Here is a 19,217-nt window from a genome sequence, read left to right as displayed (position 1 = left end):
AGCCCGCCGCACGCGGGCCCCCGGTCTCCTGAAGCGTCGCAGGAGGTGGCCACGTTGAACCCGATCCCCTTGGTTCACGCGAGTTTGGGCAAGCAGGAACTGGCGGCCGTCGAGGAGGTGTTCGCCTCGGACTGGACGGCAGGGCAGGGCCCGCGCGGCAAGGCGCTGGAGAAGGAGCTCGCCGAGCGCTACGGCGTCGCTGACGCGGTGACGCTCAGCAGCTGCGCCGCCGCGCTGCACCTGGCGCTGCTCGCGCTCGGCGTCCGGCCCGGCGACGAGGTGATCGTCGCCGACTACACCTTCCCCGCCCCGGCGCACGCGGCTCGCTACGTCGGCGCCGTCCCGGTCTTCGCCGACGCGCGCCCCGACACCGGCACCATCGACCCGCAGGCGGTCGCCGACCTGATCGGCCCGCGCACGGTCGGCGTGATCGCGGTCGACACGGTGGGCCTGCCCGCCGACTACGCCGAACTGCTCTCGCTCACCGAACGCCACGGGCTGTTCCTCATCGAGGACGCCGCCTGCGCGGTCGGCGCCACCTACCGCGGCCGCCCGGCCGGGGCGCTGGCACCGATCTCCTGCCTGTCCTTCCACGGCCGCAAGGGCATCACCAGCGGCGAGGGCGGCGCCCTGCTCGCCGCCGACCCGGCGATCGGCGCGGACGTGCGGCTGCGCTCGTCCTTCGGCATCGGCAGCATCTTCGACAAGTCGCAGATCGTCGGCCTGCCGATCCCGGAGTTCACCGAGATCGGCTACAACTACAAGCTCTCCGACATCGCCGCCGCGATCCTCCAGGTCCAGCTGGGCCGGATCGGCGAACTGCTGGAGCGCCGCAACGCGGTGGCCGCGCGCTACGCCGAACTGCTCGCCGGCGAAGAGCTGTTGACCCTGCCGCACGTCCCCGAGGACCGCACCCACGCCTGGCAGTCCTACCTGGTCGCACTCGACCCGTCCGTCGACCGCGCCGCCGTCGCCGCCGACCTGCGCGCCCAGGGCATCGGCTGCGGGCACGGTACGTGGGCGAGCCATCTGCAACCGGTCTACGAGTCCAAGCAGTCCTGCCCGGTCTCCGCCGACCTCTTCCGGCGGCAGCTCGCCATCCCCATGCACGCCGAACTCACCGTGGACCACGCGGAGCAGGTCGCGCACGCCCTGCGCGCCGCGGTGCGCGGCCACGCCGACCCGCGGCGGCGGTCCGCGGCCCCCGCCGAGAAGCAGCCCGCCACCCCGGGCGAGAACCAGGAAGGCACGTCATGACCAGCAGCGCCCCGACGTCGGACCGGATCATGCGGCTCATCACCGGCTACTGGGCCACCGGCATCGTCGGTGCGGCCGCGACCCACTCGGTGTTCACCCACCTGGAGGACGGCGCCACCACCGCCGACCAGCTGGCCGACCGCGCCGCGATCTCGCACCGGGGCGCCCAGGCCCTGCTGGACGGCCTGGTCAGCGTCGGCCTGGTCGAACTGCGGGACGGCCGCTACCACAACACCCCGGAGGCCTCCGCCTTCCTGGTCGAGGGCCGGCCCACCTGCCTGAGCGGCTTCGCCAAGCTCAAGGCCGGCCACATGGCCTCGCTGGCCGGGCTGCCCGACGTCGTGCGGGCCGGCGGCCCGCTGACCGACGCGGTGGTGGAGGTGGCCGACAACCCGCACTGGGAGGAGCTGGTCCAGGCCCTCGCCGCGCAGTCCGTCCCGGTGGCGCAGGCCGCCGCCGACACGCTGCGGATCGAGGAGGCCGGCGAGATCTCCATCCTCGACATCGGCGGCGGCTCCGGCGTCTACTCGGCCGCCTGGCTCGAGCGCAACCCCGCCGCCCGCTCCACCCAGCTCGACTGGGCACCGATCAACGCCATCGCCCGCCGGCTGCTCGCCGAGCGCGGCGTCGCCGACCGGGTCGACTACGTGGACGGCGACTTCCACTCCACCGACCTCGGCGAGGCCGCCGCCTACGACATCGTCGTCTACTCCAACATCGCCCACCAGGAGGGCCCCGAGGACAACATGGCGCTCTTCGCCCGGGTGCGCAGCGTCCTGAAGCCCGGCGGCACCCTGGTCGTCTCCGACTACGTGGTGGACGACGACCGCAGCGGGCCGCCGTACCCGCTGACCTTCGCCTCGGAGATGCTGCTCAAGAGCCGGCACGGCAGCACCTGGCGGCGCGCGGACTACCACGGCTGGCTGAGCAAGACCGGCTACGACGACATCACGTTCGAGACCACGCTGTCGCCGACCACGCTGATCTTCGCCCGGTAGCGGTCACCAGGGGTGAGAGCGGGGAGTCCGACGCACCACGGGAGGGCATGCGATGCCATGACCGGCGCCGTCACAGCTCCGACGAAAGGGCACGAGAACACCTCCGGCCTCGGCGACCTGCTGCTCAGCCGGATGACGACTCCTGCCGGATACATCGGCACCACCCCGACGGCGCTCCTCGGCCGCTCCCGCGACCTGGAGCGGCTGGCCGCCGTGACCGCCGCCCCGGACGCCGGCCTGGTCACCGTGACCGGGCCCGCCGGGGTGGGCAAGAGCCGGCTGGTGATGGAGTTCTTCCGCCACCGGGGGACCGGCCCCGGCGGCGGCGTCGAGGTCTTCGACTTCGCCCAGGTGAGCGACACCTCGGTGGCCGGCCTCATGCTCCGCCAGCTCAGGGAGCAGTGTTACGAGGGTTCGCCGGCCGTCAGGAAGGCCCTGGAGCGGGTCGCGGCGGGCAAGCACACCCTGCTCTTCGACCACTACGAGGACGTCGCCGACGACCTCGCGCCGCTGCTCGCTGAATTCCGCCGCTGCTGCCCGCAGTTGCGCATCGTCTGCGTCGGCACCGCCCGCCTCGGCCTGTACGGCGAGCGGGTCGTGCGGATCGGGCCGCTTGCGACCGGCAGCCCGGCGGAGGACATGCCGTCCGCCGTCGCCCGGATACCGGCCGTGGAGCTCTTCGTGCAGTGCGCGCGGTCGGTACGGCCCGAATTCGCCCTGACGCCGGAGAACTCGCGCTTCGTGCTGGCCCTGTGCCGGCAGGCCGGCGGGCTGCCGCTGGCCATCGAACTGGCCGCCTCCCAGGTCACGCTGGCCGAACCCGACCTGATCCTGGAGCGCTTCGAGCGCGGCCCCGGCGACCTGCACAGGATCGACCACCACCCGTACTCCCGGCACTCCAGCATCGGCGACATGGTCTCCTGGGTGTTCGCCAGGCTGCACCCCGACGAGCGCACCCAGCTGATCCATCTGGCCGTCTTCCAGGGCCCGTTCACCATGCGCGCGGCCGTCGGCGTCCTGGACGGCTTCCACCGCGCCGCCTACCGGACGATGGAAGGGCTCATCGACAAGAGCGTGCTGGTCCCCGACGAACGGCCGCGGGGCGAGCTGCGGTTGAGCGTCCCGCACGCCGTACGGCTGGCCGCGGCCGGCCTGCTGGCCCGGCTGCCGGTGCACGCGGCACTGCGGCAGGCGCACGCCGAGCACTTCCGCGCCGCCGCCGACGCCGCAGCGACCGGCGGCCGCCCGGCGCCGGGGCCCGAGACCCGGGCGGACCTGCTCGCGGCCTTCGACCACTGGCGCGAGGCCGGCGACGGCCGCGCGATGGCGGTGATCGCGCACGCCCTGCGGGCCCGGTGCGCAGGCCAGGCGCAGGCCCGGCAGTGCCTGCGGCTGACCGAGGAGGTGCTGCGCACCGGCGTCGACGACCCCCGCCTGCACGCCCGCACCCTGGAGGCGGCGGGCGCGCTGGCGCTGCGCCTGTGCGCCCCGGCCGCCCGCGACCACCTCACCCGGGCGTGCGACGCCCACCGCACGGCCGGCGACGAGCCGGGCGCGCTGCGCTGCCTCGCCCTGCTCGGCGAGGAGGCCTACGCGGCCGGCGACCTGGACCGGGCGCGGCGGCGCTTCGAGGACTGCCTCGCCTCGGACGCCGCCGCGCCCACCCGCCGGCACCTCACCCGCCGCCTCGCGGCCGTGCTGCGGGACGCCGGTGACCTGCCCCGCGCCGCCGAACTCGCCCTGACGGCGCTGGAAGCCGAGCTCGGCGGCGCGGCGGACGCGGGGGAGCAGGCCGGGGCCGCGCCGCCCGACGGTTACCGCGACGAGGCCGGCGGGGCGGTGCTCGCCAGATACGTCCTGGCGACCGTGCGCTGGCTGGAGCACGACTCCGCGCAGGCCCGCGCCCTCTTCGCCGACGCGGCCGGACAGATCGGCGCCCTGCCCGACACGGCGCCGGAGCGGCCCGAGTGCCTGGAGATCCTGGTCATCGCGCTGCGCAAGTGGCGCCGGGTCACCGACTGGCGGCTGCTCACCGCGACCCTGGCCCTGGCCGACCACCTGCGCCGCCACCAGGACGGCCCGCCCCGCCCGAAGCCCCTGCACGACCTGGTCGCCGGGACCCTCGCCCAGGCCGCCCAGCAGCTCACCGCCGCCGAATACGCCTGCGCCCGCCGGTCCGGCCCCGACCTCCCCTGGCAGACCCCGCTGCGCCTGATCCCGCCCGCCCCGGCCCCCTCGCCCGCCCCGCCGGTCCCCGGCGCACCCCGGGACGTACCTCCCGACGTCGCCGCCGCGCTGACCAAGCGCGAACTCGAAGTCGCCCTCCTGGTCGCCGAGGGCCTGACCAACCGCATCATCGCCCGCGACCTCGGCATCGCCGAGTGGACGGTGGTCAACCACCTCCGCAAGGTGATGCGCAAACTCAGCTGCCAGTCCCGCGTCCAAGTCACCCGCCGCCTCTCCGCCCCCTGACCCGGCCACCCGTCTCCTTGCCGGCTCCGCCGCCCGGACCCCCTCCGCCGCCCACGCCCCCCACCCGATCACCGCCGGTGATTTTCGGGTTGTGGCACTCGGGCCGGTAGGCGGGGTTCTAGGCTGATGTGCCCGACTGATCGCCGGTCAAGGAGGACACAGTGCTGGTCGAGGGATCGTTGGCGTTGGCGGCGGCGACCGGTGGCGCCGTCGTGCAGGCAGCCGGTACGGACGCGTGGAACGCGGTACGCGGTGGCATCGCCCGCGTGCTGGGCCGCGGCGAGGAGGCGGGGGAGCGGCGGGAGCTGGAACGCCTGGACCGGACCAGCGCCGTGCTGGAGGCCGCGGCCGAGGGCGAGGCCGAGCAGGTCAGGGCGGCGCAGGCGGCGGTGTGGCAGAGCCGTCTTGAGCTGCTGCTCGAGGAACTGCCCGAGGAGCAGCAGCAACAGGTCGCAGCGGAGCTCCAGGCGTTGATCGACCAGGCCGCCGCGGCCGCCCAAGGGCAACCCGTGCACAACGACTTCAGGGGATCGACCTTCGAGAAGTCGGCGGTGCAGGGCAGCGGCACGCAGCACAACACCTTCAACTGACGGGCGGGGGAGCGGATCCGGTGGGGGGCAAGAGCAACAGGTCCAAGGGGCGCAACCGGAAGAGCGGGGTTCCGGCCCAGCGTCCCGGCGCACGGCCCGGCAGCGCCCCGGTGCAGCGGGGCGGCTTCTCGGGCAGCCAGTTCAGCCACGCCGCCGCCCAGCAGCAAGGGACGCAGTACAACACGTTCGTCCAGCAGTACGCCCCCGCCCCCTCCGCGCTGGACGCGCTGCCGGACCTGCCGGCGGAGTTCACCGGCCGGGACGAGGACCTGGCGCCGCTGCTCGAACTGCTCGCCCCGGACTCCGCCGCCGGGCGCCCGGTGGCGGTGGTGTCCGGCATGGGCGGCGTCGGCAAGACGACGCTGGCCTACGCCGCCGGCCACGGAGTGCTGAAACGCGGGTGGTTCACCGGGGTGCTGCTGGTGGACCTGCGCGGCTACGACCCGCAGCCGGCCCAGCCGGAGCAGTCCCTGGACGCCCTGCTGCGCCGGCTCGGGGTGCCGCCCGAGCACATCCCGCCCACCGGGGCCGACCGGGAGGTCTTCTACCGCTCCCACCTCGCCGACCGCGGCCGCAGGGGCGAGCGGCTGCTGGTCATCGCCGACAACGCCTCCAGCGCCGCGCAGGTCAAGCCGCTGCTGCCGCCCGCACCGCACGGCCTGATCGCCACCTCCCGCCGGGCGCTGCCCGGTCTCGGCCGCCCGCGTACCCTGCACCAGCTCCAGCCCGAGGACGCGGTCGCGCTGCTCGACCTCGCGCTGCGCGAGGCGAACCCCGACGACCGGCGGGTGGCCGAGGACCGGGAGGCGGCCGAGCGGGTGGCGATGGCCTGCGGGTGCCTGCCGCTTGCGCTGCAGATCGTGGCCGCGCTCCTCGTGCAGGACTCCGGCCAGCCGCTCGCCGAACGCGCGGAACGCCTCTCCGCCGGCGAGGGCCGTCTCGACAGCATCAACGACGGCGAACGCGACCTGCGTGCCGTCTTCGACCAGACCTTCGACAGCCTGCTCCCGCAGCAGCAGGACCTGTTCCGGATGCTGTCGCTCAACGCCGGCCCCGACATCTCCACGGCGGCGGCCTCGGCCCTCACCCACCAGACCGAGACGGCGATCGACAACCAGCTCGGCCAGCTGGCCGCGGCACATCTCATCAGCCGCGGCAGCACCCGGGGCCGCTGGAAGATGCACGACCTGCTGCACGACTACGCCAAGGAGCAGACCAGGAAGCACCTGGACGGCAACCGCACCGGCCGCCGCAAGTACGACCAGGCCCGCGAACGCCTCGGCGACTACTACGCCAAGCGGGCCGAGAGCGCCAGAAGCCACATCGACTTCTCCGGCCAGTTGCAGCCGACCCCGGACTTCGGCGACCGGGAGGAGGCGCTGCGATGGGTGGACGAGGAGCGCGCCAACCTCATCGCCACCGCGCACGCCGAGGCCCCCTCGGTGAAGTCCGCGCGCCTGTGCTTCGCGCTGACCGAATACCTGCAGTACCGCGAACTGCACCATGACGCACTGGCGGTGAGCGCGCTGAGCCTGGACTCGCTGCGCGCGCTGAAGGACCACCGCAACGAGCCCGGAGCGTGGGGGAACCTCGGCTACGCCCTCCAAGGCCTGCACCGCTTCGACGAGGCCCTGGAGGCGCACACCACCGCCCGCACCCTCTACGAGCAGACCGGCGACATCAACGGCCAGGCCAGCGGCTGGGACAACATGGGCAACACCCTGGAGTTCCTGCATCGTTGCGACGAGGCCCTGGAGGCCCACACCACCGCCCGCGCCCTCTTCCAGCGGGTCGGGAACGTCAACGGCGAGGCCGGCAGCTGGAACAACGTCGGCGACACCTTGCGCCAGCTGCACCGGCACGAGGAGGCCCTGGAGGCCCACGCCACCGCCCGCGCCCTCTACGAACGGACCGGGAACATCAACGGCCAGGCGGGCGCCTGGAACAACACCGGCAACGCCCTTGAGATCCTGCACCGCTACGACCAGGCGCTCGCCGCCTACGCCACCGCGCGCACGCTCTTCGAGCAGACCGGGAACACCAACGGCCTGGCCGGCTCGTGGAACAACACCGGCGACACGCTGAGCCGGCTCTACCGCGACGAGGAAGCCTTCGACGCCTACATCACCGGCCGCACGCTCTCCGAGCAGACCGGCGACACCCGCGGTCAGGCGGCGGGGTGGGACAACATCGGCAGCGTCCTGCGGGGTCTGTTCCGCTACGAGGAGGCGCTGGAGGCGCACATCACGGCCCGCACCCTCTTCGAGCAGACCGGAGCCGTCGGCGGCCAGGCCGGCGCCTGGGACAACATCGGTACGGTGCTTGCCCTGCTGTTCCGCTATGAGGAGGCGCTTGAGGCGCACGTCACGGCCCGCACCTTCTACGAACGGTCCGGCGACGTCAACGGCCAGGCGGTCAGCTGGGACAACATCGGCAACGCGCTTGCCCTGCTGTTCCGCTACGAGGAGGCGCTTGAGGCGCACGTCACGGCCCGCACCCTCTTCGAGCAGACCGGCAACGTCCGTGGCCAGGCGTCCGCCTGCGACAACGTGGGCGACATCCTGGAGTTCCTGTTCCGCTACGAGGAGGCGCTTGAGGCGCACAGCAGGGCCCGCGCGCTCTTCGAGCAGCTCGGCGCCGTCCGCGGCCAGGCCGTCGCCTGGAACAACCTCGGTGACACGCTGCGGGGTCTGTGCCGCTTCGAGGAGGCCCTGGCCGCGTACACCACGGCCCGCACGCTCTTCGAGCAGGCGGGGGACATCAGCGGCCAGGCGGCCGCCTGCGACAACGTCGGCAACGCCCTGGAGGTCCTGTTCCGCTACGAGGAGGCCCTGGAGGCGCACGTCACGGCGCGCGCGCTCTTCGAGCGGAGCGGGAACGTCCGCGGCCTGGCGGCCACCCTGAGCAACTGCGGTGACGCCCTGCAGGGGTTGCACCGCTTCGACGAGGCACTGTCCGCCGCCGCCACGGCCCGCGCGCTCTTCGTGCGGTCCGGTGACAGGAACGGCGAGGCGTACGTGCTGACCAACAGCGGCGAGGCACTGCGGCGGCTGGACCGCCATGAGGACGCCCTGGCCGCCCACACCACCGCCCACACCCTCATGGACAGCGTCGGCAACGGAAACGGCCGGGCGAGCGCCCTGGACAGCATGGGGTCCGCGCTGCGGGAGTTGGGGCGCTTGGAGGAGGCGCTTGAGGCGCACACCACCGCCCGCACCGACTTCGAGCGCTTCGGCAACGTCCGCGGCCAGGCCTTCGCCGCCGACAACACCGGCCAGGCGCTGCGGGAGTCGGGGCGCGTCGAGGAGGCGCTTGAGGCGCACGCCACTGCCCGGGCCCTCTTCGAGCGGACCGGCAGCGTCCACGGCGTTGCCCTCACCTGGGACCACACCGGCATCGCGCTGCGGGACCTTCGCCGGTACGGGGAAGCCGAGACGGCCGCCCGCCGGGCGGTGGAAGTCTTCGAGGAGCTGGGGGACTTCACGGACGCCGCCGAGGCCTGGGGCGAGCTGGCGACCACCCTGGAGGCGGCCGGCGCCGACCCCGCGGCGGTACGGGAGGCCTGGCGGCGCTCCGCCGGCGCCTACGACACGGCCGGTGCGACGGCGAAGGCGGAGACGTCACGCGCGAAGGCGGCCGGCGACGCCTGACGCGGGAGCGCCGACTGCCCCGCTGAGGTGCGCTCTCCGCGGCGGAGACGGTGGTGACACGGCGGCCGCATCCGTACCAGGATGGCCCGCATGGCCAACCCCCGTACCCCCGGCGGCAGTCGCCTGCCCCGCCAGGTCGCCGACGCCTACGTCGACGCCCTGGTCGAACTGGACCCGATCACCGGCACCTTCCTCGGCGTCGCCGAGAGCTCCGGCCGGCTCCCCGACTTCTCCCCGGCCGGTCGGGAAGCGGTGGCCCGGCTCGCCCGCACGACGCTGGAGGCGCTGACCGCGGCCGAAGCCCAGCCGGGCGGTGACAGCGTCGCCGAGCGGCGCTGCGCCCGGCTGCTGCGCGAGCGGCTCACCGCCGAACTCGCGGTGCACGAGGCGGGCGAGGAGCTGCGTACGGTCAGCAACCTCAGCTCACCGCTGCACCGGGTCCGCGAGGTCTTCACGATCACCCCCGCCGACACCGACGAGGACTGGGCGGCGATCGCCCGGCGGCTGCGGGCCGTACCGGACGCGCTGGCGGGCTACCGGGCCGCGCTGAGCCTGGGCCTGGAGCGCAAGCTGCTCGCAGGGCCCCGGCAGGTCACGGCCGTCATCGGCCAGTTGGCGGAGTGGATCGGCACCGGCCGCGGCTGGTTCGCGGAGTTCACCGACCCCGGCCCCGACCAGTTGCGCGACGATCTCACCGCGGCCGCCGCGGTGGCCACCGCCGCACTGGCCGAGCTGCGCGAGTGGTTCGCCGGCACCTACGCCCCCGCCGTCGAGGGCGCACCGGACGTCGTCGGCCGCGAACGCTACGGCCGCCTCGCGCGCTACTACAACGGCGCCGACCTCGACCTGGACGAGGCCTACGCGTACGGCTGGGCCGAGTTCCACCGCCTGCTGGCCGAGATGCGGACCGAGGCGGCGAAGGTGCTGCCGGGCGCGGGGACACCCTGGGAGGCGATGGCCTGGTGCGACGAGCACGGCCAGGCCGTCGAGGGCGTGGAGGAGACCCGGCAGTGGCTCCAGGCGCTGATGGACGAGGCCATCGACGCCCTGGACGGCACCCACTTCGAACTGGCCGAGCGAGTACGCCGGGTGGAGTCGCACATCGCGCCGCCCGGCAGCGCCGCCGCCCCGTACTACACCGAGCCGTCGCTGGACTTCTCCCGCCCCGGCCGCACCTGGCTGCCGACGATGGGCGAGACCCGCTTCCCGGTCTACGACCTGGTCACCACCTGGTACCACGAGGGCGTACCCGGCCATCACCTCCAACTGGCCCAGTGGGCACACGTCGCCGGCAGCCTCTCCCGCTACCAGACCACCGTGGGCTGCGTCAGCGCCAACGCCGAGGGCTGGGCGCTCTACGCCGAGCGCCTGATGGACGAGCTGGGCTTCCTGACCGAACCCGAACGGCGGCTGGGCTATCTGGACGCGCAGATGATGCGGGCCATCCGCGTCGTCATCGACATCGGGATGCATCTGGAGCTGGTGATCCCGCCGGAGTCCCCCTTCCACCCGGGCGAGCGCTGGACGCCCGCCCTGGCCCAGGAGTTCCTGGCCGGGCACAGCAGCCGCTCGGCCGACTACGTCGAGAGCGAGGTCATCCGCTACCAGGGCATGGCGGGCCAGGCCATCGGCTACAAACTCGGCGAGCGCGTCTGGCTGTCCGGCCGGGACGCGGCCCGCGCCCGCCACGGCGCCGGCTTCGACCTCAAGGCCTGGCACATGGCGGCCCTCTCCCAGGGCTCGCTGGGCCTGGACGACCTGCTGACCGAGATCTCGACCCTCTGACCACCCCCGGGTCCCCGCCGCCCCCGCACCCCCGTTTACCGCGTGTGGGGCCCGGGCACGATGCGACCGTGCCAGGAGGCGTCCCCGTGCGTCGCGCGGACCGAACGACCTGGGACTCGATCCGGACCATCAGAGGTGGCGGGGAAGCGCGTTGGACGATGTCGTGGACAACGGACCTCTTCCGCCCTACCTGCAGGTCGCGGAAAGGCTCCGGGACGAGATCCGCAGCGGCCTGCTCCCCGTCGGATCGCGACTGCCGAACCATGCGGGCATCGGGCAGCGGTTCGGGGTGTCGCGTGCGACGGTGCAACGCGCGTTGCAGGAGCTCCGAAAGGACGGTTACATCGACTCGAGGCAGGGCTGGGGGACGGAGGTCCTGAACTGGGGGGAATCGGGGACGGCGGATCCCTACCGAGTGGCGCCGGCCTTCCAGATCCTCTCCGAGCGTGTGGCGGCAGGGTTCACCGCGCGCGACGTCACCCTCGACACTTTCTCTCTGACGACAGAGTCGCTCTCCGGCGCGTTGAACCCGGTGGTACCGGGGCTGTTGACCCAGGAGACCCCCATGCCCCGCTCAGCCACCCTGCGGATTCTGATCCCCAACCGCGACGAATCCGTGCTCCCGACACGCGTCGATGATCCCTCCGACGGCAGGCCCCGCCGGCGCCTGCTGCAGCTCCAGCGTGCCCACCTGGTCTCGTTGCGATCAGCCCTGTCTTCCCTTGAGCAGCTCAGGCCCGAATTGGCGGTGTCCGTCGAGTTCCGCTCGGTGCCGTTCACCCCCATGCAGAAGCTCTACATCATCAACAAGACGCTGGTCCTGCAGGCGTTCTACGAGGTGTTGCAGCGCGAGGTGATGCTCGGCGACGCAGAGCCGCAGGCCATCTACGACGTGGTGGGGATCAGCGCTCCGACCCGCGCCTACACCTCAGGCCCGGACAACACCGCCGAGCTGAATTCGGTCTTCGTCAGCCGGGCCCAGAGGTGGTTCGACTGGTGCTGGTCCCAGGCGGCCGGCCCGCTGACCCTCGAGTGAACGGAGTCTGCCGAGGGGGATTCGCGAAATTCGCCGACCGCGCCTGCTCAGCGCCCGGCGGAAGCTAGAGTTTCGTCTCTGCGGAGCCGAGCAAGGGGGGGCAATGCGGATCCTGTTCGTGCACGGCACCGGTGTCAGGCGCAAGCAATTCGACGAGTTGTCGGCTCTCGTGGGGAGCAGCCTGGCGGCGCACTTTCCCGGCGCCGAGGTCGAGGCGTACTTCTGGGGGGCCGAGTTCGGCGCGACCGTCACCGGCGGACTGAAGTCGGTCCCGGGCCGCGGCCGTTCCAGCCGGGCCCCGGCGGGCCGCACCGAGCCGGTGGACGAGGACGTTGCCGCCTGGTCACTGCTGCTGGCCGATCCGCTGTGCGAACTGCGGGTGCTCGCGCGGCTGCCCGAGGATCCGGAGGGGGCCGGTCCACCGCCGGGAATCGATCCGGCAGGGCAGGCCGTCGCCGACGACCTCACGGCCCTTTCCGACTCCGAGGCGCAAGCGGAGGAGGGCGGGGAGCTGGCAACGGCTCTGCAGGCGACCGGACTTGCGCAGGCGCTGCCCGAAGCGGCGCGGTTCGTGGCCGGCTCGGCGGAGTTCACCGAGGCCTGCGCCTCGGCGGACAGCGGGCCCACGGTCGCCGAACTCACCTACCGCACCGCCCGCGCGGTGACGGCCCGGCTTCTGGCGGAGGCCGACGACCAAGCGGTGGTCACCGCGGAGGAGCGCGAGCGGCTGGTCGAGTCGGTGGCCGGCGCCCTGGGCGGCATCGGGCGCTGGCCCGGCGAGCGGGTGGCGGCCGTGCTGGGGACCCTGGCGCTGCGGGTCGCCGTACAGCCCGCGCTCAACCACTGGCGCCAGCCGATGACGTACGGGTCGGCGCCCGCCCTGGGGGACATTCTGCGGTACCAGGCCCGGGGGGAGGCCCTGCGAGACCACCTGCTCGGCATCATCTCGGCGCGCGCCACGCCGACCGTCGTCCTCGCCCACAGCCTGGGCGGGATCGCCGCCGTCGACCTGCTGGCGATGGCGGCCGCCCGCCGCACACCGCTGGAGCACGTCGCCCTGCTGGTCACGGTGGGCTCCCAGGCGCCCTTCCTCCACGAGTGTGGGGCGCTGGCCGCCCTCGATCCCGGTTCTCCGCTGCCGCCCGGTTTCCCGCGCTGGCTGAACGTCTACGACCGGCAGGACCTGCTGGCGTTCCGTGCCGAGCCCGTCTTCGTCGGCGACGTACGGGTCACCGACCGGGAGGTGTCCAGCCGCCAGCCCTTCCCACTGTCCCACAGCGCCTACTGGAAGAACGATGCGGTCTACCAGGCGATGGCCGAGGCACTGGATCCGGGGACCACCGGGTGACCTCGGCCGAGCCGGTGCCCGACGTCGATCCCTCCCGCATGTACGCGCTGGTCGTCGGCATCGAGGACTATGCCGTCGGCCCGGACTGGCGGCTGCCTGGAGCGGTGGCGGACGCCGTCGGCTTTGCGACCTGGCTGACCCGCCCCGGGCAGGTACCGGTCAGGAACGTGCGGCTGTTCCTGTCCCCGGACGCCCGCACCGGCGGGCAGCCCGAGTTGGGTCCGCTGACCAGCAGGCCGCCGACCGAGAACGACATCTACGACGCGGCCGTCGACGATCTCCCCGCCTGCGACGGGGACCTGCTGTGGATCTTCTGGGCCGGCCACGGATTCCTCAACGAGCGCAACGAGGCGCTGCTGCCGTGCGGCGACGCGACGGCCAGGAACATGCACCACTGCAACCTGCAGAGCCTTCTGCGCTTCTGGGAGTCCGACATGGTCGACCGGGGCCGCTTCCCGAGCCAGGTCGCGATCTCCGACACTTGCCGTGTCGACCGGCGCCGGAACAACAGACTCCGCTGGCCGGTACGGGATCCGCCATTTAGCGGGAAGGTGCCCGGCCGCAGGCAGTTCGTGCTGTACGCGGCAGGGGAGGGGGAGACCGCGCGCAACATGCGGGACCGCAGCGCGGGCATGTTCACCCACACCCTGTTGGAGCAGTTGGAGACCATGACGGTCGCCGAGAGCGTCCCCGTGCTGGTGGAGACGGCACGCCGGGTGCAGGGCACCCTCGCGGCGTTGCGGGGTCAGCGGCCGCAGTTCGTCATCAACCGCAACTGGGATGGGTCCTCGCTCTTCGGCGACCATTGGGACACCGCCACCGGGACCGACGGACCCGCCCCCGACGGAAGCCCCGCGCTGGACCAGGTGGGGTGGAATCAGCTGGGGCCGCTCGTCGTCGGCCGCGCCCTGCCCGCGTATGCCTTCGAGGCCTACCAGTGGGCCTTCAAACAGGCCGAATGCGCCCTGCCGGCCACCCCCGGCCTGCCGGACGACGAACTCACCGAGGTCGTACGCGTGCTGGACGGCTATCAGGGGCGCCACGGGGCCTCCCTGGCGCTGCTGTTCCTCCGCCACGTCGCGGCGCACGCGGACGACCGGCCGTGGGGCGACGCGCTCGACGCGTGGGTGGACGTCACTCGCGAACGCCTCGGCGCCCGGCCGATCCCGCCTGCGCCGGTCAGACCCGCGCCCGCGCCGACGCTGTACGTCCGGCTGACCGAGTCCGCCCTCCCTGGCGCGTTCCTCACGCACGTGTGGCGGAGCGACGACGACGGCGCCTTCGAGCCTGTGTGGCGGTCGGACACGGCACTGGGCCTGGACGCCGTCCGCGGCCGACTGTCAGGCCTGCTGGACGCCTCGGCGGCCGGCGTCGGCCGGCCCGGCGTCGCCCGGCTGGTGTTCAGCGTCCCTTACGGCCTGCTCACTGAGGAGTTCGAGAACTGGGCGGTCGCCGGGGGCCGTTCGCCGTACCTGCTCGGCCATCGTCACGCCGTCCTCGTGTGCAGCCCCGCGGAACGCGACGGCACTCTCGCCCAGTGGCGAGAACGCTGGCAATGGCTGCAGTCCAACCGCGGTGGGAGCTGGCAGCCCTTCACCGCGGACGCGGACACCCCCCGCAGGCCCGTCCTGGTGCTCCAGGCCGACGCGGTCCCGCAGAGACTCGGCGACCAGCTCCAGGCCGACCGGCTGCCGGTCTGTCTGCTGGTGGAGGGCGGTCGGCAGGACACCGACACCGCTCTGAACGCGGCCCTCGACGCGGGCGTGCCCGTCGCGGTGTGGCGGCGCGGTGGCCCACCGCGGACACGTTCGGCGGACGGGGGACTGGTGGCGGCCCTCACCGGCGACAGCCCGTGGCTTGACCTCAAGGCGCTGCCCGACCGGCTGCGGCGGCTGCGGCTCGAAGGCAGTGCGGCGTCCTCGCAGCAGCAGAGCTGGCGCCACCCGCTGGCCGTGCTGTGGGACGAGCCGGACAGCGAACCGGAGTCACCCCGGCGATTGGGATGACACCACGGCGAGCGCGGCCGCCGCCTGGACGAACCGATCGGCACGACAGGAGAGGGCAACGTGGAGGACTGGTGGATCTACCGGGGTGCGGGAAGCACGCACGAGCGGCTGGCACGCCTGCGGTCGCACATCCCGCCGTGGCGGCAGTTCACCGGCAGCCCCGAACGCGAGCACCGGCCCGCGCGCACCGGCCCCGCCTGGCAGGAGACCCTGCGGCGCGGCCAGGGCTACATCCCCGACGACGCGGAGACCGACATCGTCAACACCGCGCTGTACCTGCGCCGCCCGCTGCTGGTCACCGGAAAGCCCGGGGTGGGCAAGTCGACGCTGGCCTTCAGTATCGCGGCCGACCTCGGGCTGGGACCCGTACTGCGCTGGCCCGTCACCAGCCGTACCAGCCTGACCGACGGCCTCTACCATTACGACGCCATCGGCCGGCTTCACGACGCCAACCTCGCGGCGCTGGAGACGAGGAGCACCGACGCGACGCGGACGGCCCACGCCCCGCGCGAGACCGAATCGACAGCCGGATACGTCCGCCTCGGGCCGCTCGGCACCGCGCTCGTCCCGCAGGAGGACCCCCGGGTCCTGCTCGTCGACGAGATCGACAAGGGCGACATCGACCTGCCCAACGACCTGCTGACGGTGTTCGAGGAAGGCGCCTTCGAGGTCATCGAACTGGCCAGGGCCGCACGCCAGGAGCCGCATCCGCGGGTTGGCACCGCCGACAGCCCCGACCCCACCGCCCACGTGGACCGCGGCTGGGTGCGCTGCGCGGCCTTCCCGATCATCGTGCTGACCAGCAACGGGGAACGCGACTTCCCCCCGGCCTTCAGGCGTCGCTGCATCCACCTGCAGATCCAGCCGCCGACTCGCGGAAAGCTCGAACAGATCGTCAGGAACCGTCTGGAGATCGACCCGGACGCCCAGAGCGACCTGATCGAGGCCTTCCTGGAACGGCGGACCGAGGGCGACCTCGCCACCGACCAACTGCTCAACGCCATTCAACTCCGCCTCAGCCGCGTATGGGAGGGCCCGGCCGACGCCGAACGGCTGCTGGACGCGATCCTCCAGCACCTGACGGGAGCCCCCGAGCTGTGACCCGCCGATGACACACCCGCGGCGTACGGACATCGGGCCGGAGGAAGTCGCCGACATCCTCTGGCTGGCAGGCATCGTCCCGCCCCGGCCGCGCACCGCCGGCCGAGCCGGCGGGACCCCGACGGTCCCGCCACCCGAGTCGCAGCCAGCCGCCGGCACCCTGCCGCCCACGCCCACACCGCTGTATGCCGCGACCCAACCGGCGGCGCCGTCCGTGCTGCCACCGCCATCCGGAGCGTCCACCGCACCGCGGGCCATCGCCGCCCGGGGCGTGCCCGTACGCGTGGCCCACGCCCCCTGGCTGGACGACCCCCTCGGCGTCATGCGCGCGCTGCGCCCCCTCGGCGCGCGCCGGATCCCCGGCAACCCCCTCGAACTGGACGAGGGCCGCACCGCGGCGGCCGGCATCGAGCAGGGGATCCTGATACCGGTCATGCGCCCGGCCCGCCGCAGGTGGCTCGACCTCACCCTCGTCGTGGACACCCACCACTCCATGGCGCTGTGGCGGGCGCTGGCTGCCGACCTGCACAAAGTCCTGCTTCAGACGGGGCTGTTCCGTACCGTCCGGCTCTGGTTCCTGCGCCCCGCCGCCGTTGCGGACGGCACGCCCTTCACGGTGTCGGCCACGCCCGGCGGAGCCGCGCGCGACCCGCGGGAGCTCGTCTCCGGCGGCCACAGCCTGATCCTGCTGGTCACCGACACCGTCCACGAGGTCTGGGAGCACCCGCGACTCCGTGCCGTGATCAAGCGCTGGAGCGCGCACAGCGCAGTGGCGCTGCTCGACCTGCTGCCCGAACGCCTGTGGCCACAGACCGCGATCCGTCCCGCACCCCAGTTGCTCCGCGTCACCTCGCCCGCGTCGCCGACCGCGTCCTGGCAGGTGGCGCCCACCTCGCTGGCCCGCCGCCGTGCCGGACGGTCGCGCACCGCGCCGCGTACCGTTCTTCCCGTCGTGGACACCCTGCCCTCGTCGCTGGCGGCCCTTGCGGCCCTGGTCGGCGGCGACGGAGGCTGGCACCAGATGTCGTGCCTGCCGTTGGACGACCACCCCGCACCGCCGCCCGGCCCCGGCGAAGCGCCGCCGCAGACGCCGCTGCAGGCGCTGCGCCGGTTCGAGGACAGCGCCTCGCCGACCGCGCGGGAACTGGCCGGCTACCTGGCCGCCGTACCGCTCACCTTGCCGGTGATGAACCTCGTACGGCACGTCATGCTGCCCGAGGCGGACCACGGGCACCTCGCGGAAGTGGCGCTCGGCGGCCTGCTCGAAGCCTGGCAGGCCACCGCGGCCACGGACATGGCACGCTTCGAGTTCCGCTACCTGCCCGGGGTCCGCGACATGCTGCTTGGCGGCCGGCTGCGCGGCGACATCACCGCAGTCCAGCAGATCGTGAAGACCTCGCTCGGCGCGTATCTGGCCGCGCCCCGCTCCGCCAGCGGCGACTTCGTCGCCATCCGGGTGGGGGAGCCGGGGCGCGGCATCGCCTCCGCCGCACCTTTCGCCGAGATCACCGACCTTGCCACCCGCACCGGCGAGGACCCTGCCCCCCGCAGCGTGGAGGCGGACGAAGCGGTCGCTCCGAGCGCGCCGGAAACCGCGCCCCCGCGCCCCGGTCCGGACGACCCCGGCGCCGCGGGCCACCCCGTCCCCGCGGTCGGGCCGCCGGGCCTGGATGGCGGCCCCGAGATCGACCTCATCGCCGCGATGGCCGCGGCGTTCGAGGTCGACCACATCACTGTCGACGCGCTCCTCCCGCACGCGGGCCCCCTGCTGAACGCGCTGTCGCCGCAGCTCACCCGCATCTCCCGCGGCGACCTGTCTCCGGCCTCGCTGCGCGTGCGGCTCGTGCTCGCCACCTGGCAGAGCGAACCGGCGCCGGCTGCGCCCACGTCAGCGGCGCAGGACACCCGCACCGCCTTGCGACTGATGACCGAGCCGCTGCGGGGCACTCCCGTGGACGTCACCATCGAGGTACGGGAATCGGCCGGGCTGCCCTTGGCCGTCCTCTACCTGCTCAGTGGTCGCACCACCGTCCTGACCTCGTACTTCTACCTCCCCGAGGAGGGCGGCGACAGCCCGTTGTACGCCCAGCCGGAAGAGCAGCGCCAGGAGACCGCCGACTGGTTCGAGTCCTGGTGGCACGTCTTGGAGAGCCCTGGCGGATGACGTGCGGTGCCGCCGTGCCCGGCGGATGGCTGCCGGCCGGTGTAGTTTAGCAGTGACTATAAATTCGACGCGGAACCGGGAGGCGGCCATGGCAGGGGGACGACCACGCACCTTCGACAGTGACGCCGCTCTCGACCGGGCGCTCGAGGTGTTCTGGCGGCAGGGCTACGAAGGCACCGGGATCTCCGACCTGCTCAAGGCGATGGGCATCAACAACGCGCCCAGCCTCTACAACGCCTTCGGGAACAAGGAGCAGCTGTTCCGCAAGGCCCTCGACCGCTACGCCGACGGCCCGGCCGGCTACATCCGCGAGGCGTTCGAGGAGCCGTCGGCGCGGGCCGCCGTGGAGACCCTGCTGCACGGCGCCGCCGACGCGACGACCAGTCCCGACCACCCGCGCGGGTGCATCACCGTGCAGGGCGCGCTGGCGTGCTCGCCCGGCGCCGAGGCCGCGCGGGACGAGCTGGTGGCGCGCCGGGCCGCCGGCGAGGCGGCGCTGCGCGGGCGGCTGGAGCAGGCCGCCAGCAGCGGTGAACTCCCCGCTGGTCACGACCCGGAAGGGTTCGCACGCTACTTCGCGACCGTCTACCAGGGAGTCGCCGTCCAGGCGGCGAGCGGCGCGACCCGGGAGCAGCTGCATCAGATCGTGGACATAGCCATGACCGTCTGGCCGCGGCAGCCGGCCTCCTCCTGACCGCGCCCCCGGCGCCGGCGGGCGCTTCGTCCCCGCGGCCGCCCGCCTGAACGGCGTCCGGCAGGCACACCTCACCCGCTGTTTGACATGCGTCCCTGGCTGACCTAGTTTTTTAG

12 protein-coding genes are annotated in these 19,217 nt (G+C 73.3%); all 12 read left to right on the top strand.

The window, feature by feature from the left end; all coding sequences use genetic code 11:
- The first annotated feature begins 54 nt into the window (after nucleotides 1-54).
- The 12 genes from OG702_RS11205 to OG702_RS11150 all read left to right on the top strand — a co-directional run bounded on the left by OG702_RS11205 (nucleotide 55) and on the right by OG702_RS11150 (nucleotide 19,101).
- On the top strand, nucleotides 55-1,257 hold the full coding sequence (locus tag OG702_RS11205) for a DegT/DnrJ/EryC1/StrS family aminotransferase (RefSeq protein ID WP_327288710.1): 1,203 nt from the start codon (nucleotides 55-57) through the stop codon (nucleotides 1,255-1,257).
- A complete protein-coding gene (locus OG702_RS11200; protein WP_327288709.1) occupies nucleotides 1,254-2,255 on the top strand; it encodes a class I SAM-dependent methyltransferase in 1,002 nt (333 codons plus the stop codon). The genes OG702_RS11205 and OG702_RS11200 overlap by 4 nt, the downstream gene beginning before the upstream one ends.
- 57 nt (nucleotides 2,256-2,312) lie before the next feature.
- A complete protein-coding gene (locus OG702_RS11195) occupies nucleotides 2,313-4,727 on the top strand; it encodes a helix-turn-helix transcriptional regulator (protein WP_327288708.1) in 2,415 nt (804 codons plus the stop codon).
- Between the two features lie 161 nt (nucleotides 4,728-4,888).
- A complete protein-coding gene (locus OG702_RS11190) occupies nucleotides 4,889-5,317 on the top strand; it encodes a hypothetical protein (protein WP_327288707.1) in 429 nt (142 codons plus the stop codon).
- A gap of 20 nt (nucleotides 5,318-5,337) precedes the next feature.
- Entirely contained in the window at nucleotides 5,338-8,967 is a 3,630-nt protein-coding gene (locus tag OG702_RS11185) for a tetratricopeptide repeat protein (RefSeq protein ID WP_327288706.1), read from the top strand.
- Nucleotides 8,968-9,048: 81 nt separating this feature from the next.
- On the top strand, nucleotides 9,049-10,752 hold the full coding sequence (locus OG702_RS11180; RefSeq protein WP_442814382.1) for a DUF885 domain-containing protein: 1,704 nt from the start codon (nucleotides 9,049-9,051) through the stop codon (nucleotides 10,750-10,752).
- 151 nt (nucleotides 10,753-10,903) lie between these two features.
- The gene (locus OG702_RS11175; RefSeq protein ID WP_327288704.1) at nucleotides 10,904-11,788 is read left to right on the top strand and encodes a winged helix-turn-helix domain-containing protein; all 885 of its coding nucleotides are present in this window, start codon (nucleotides 10,904-10,906) and stop codon (nucleotides 11,786-11,788) included.
- Nucleotides 11,789-11,891: 103 nt separating this feature from the next.
- Complete coding sequence (locus tag OG702_RS11170) at nucleotides 11,892-13,136, top strand: hypothetical protein (protein WP_327288703.1); 1,245 nt, start codon at nucleotides 11,892-11,894, stop codon at nucleotides 13,134-13,136.
- On the top strand, nucleotides 13,133-15,142 hold the full coding sequence (locus OG702_RS11165) for a VMAP-C domain-containing protein (protein WP_327288702.1): 2,010 nt from the start codon (nucleotides 13,133-13,135) through the stop codon (nucleotides 15,140-15,142). Before OG702_RS11170 ends, OG702_RS11165 begins: the two co-directional genes overlap by 4 nt.
- 60 nt (nucleotides 15,143-15,202) lie before the next feature.
- A complete protein-coding gene (locus tag OG702_RS11160; protein ID WP_327288701.1) occupies nucleotides 15,203-16,243 on the top strand; it encodes an AAA family ATPase in 1,041 nt (346 codons plus the stop codon).
- Between the two features lie 7 nt (nucleotides 16,244-16,250).
- Nucleotides 16,251-18,407 carry an SAV_2336 N-terminal domain-related protein gene (locus OG702_RS11155; RefSeq protein WP_327288700.1) on the top strand — a complete coding sequence of 719 codons (2,157 nt, stop codon included), beginning with the start codon at nucleotides 16,251-16,253 and terminating at the stop codon, nucleotides 18,405-18,407.
- Between the two features lie 88 nt (nucleotides 18,408-18,495).
- A complete protein-coding gene (locus OG702_RS11150) occupies nucleotides 18,496-19,101 on the top strand; it encodes a TetR/AcrR family transcriptional regulator (RefSeq protein ID WP_327288699.1) in 606 nt (201 codons plus the stop codon).
- The last annotated feature ends 116 nt before the right edge of the window (nucleotides 19,102-19,217 follow it).

The sequence above is a fragment of the Streptomyces sp. NBC_01198 genome, assembly GCF_036010485.1.
Lineage (GTDB): Bacteria > Actinomycetota > Actinomycetes > Streptomycetales > Streptomycetaceae > Actinacidiphila.
This window is presented reverse-complemented; position numbering and strand designations above follow the sequence as displayed.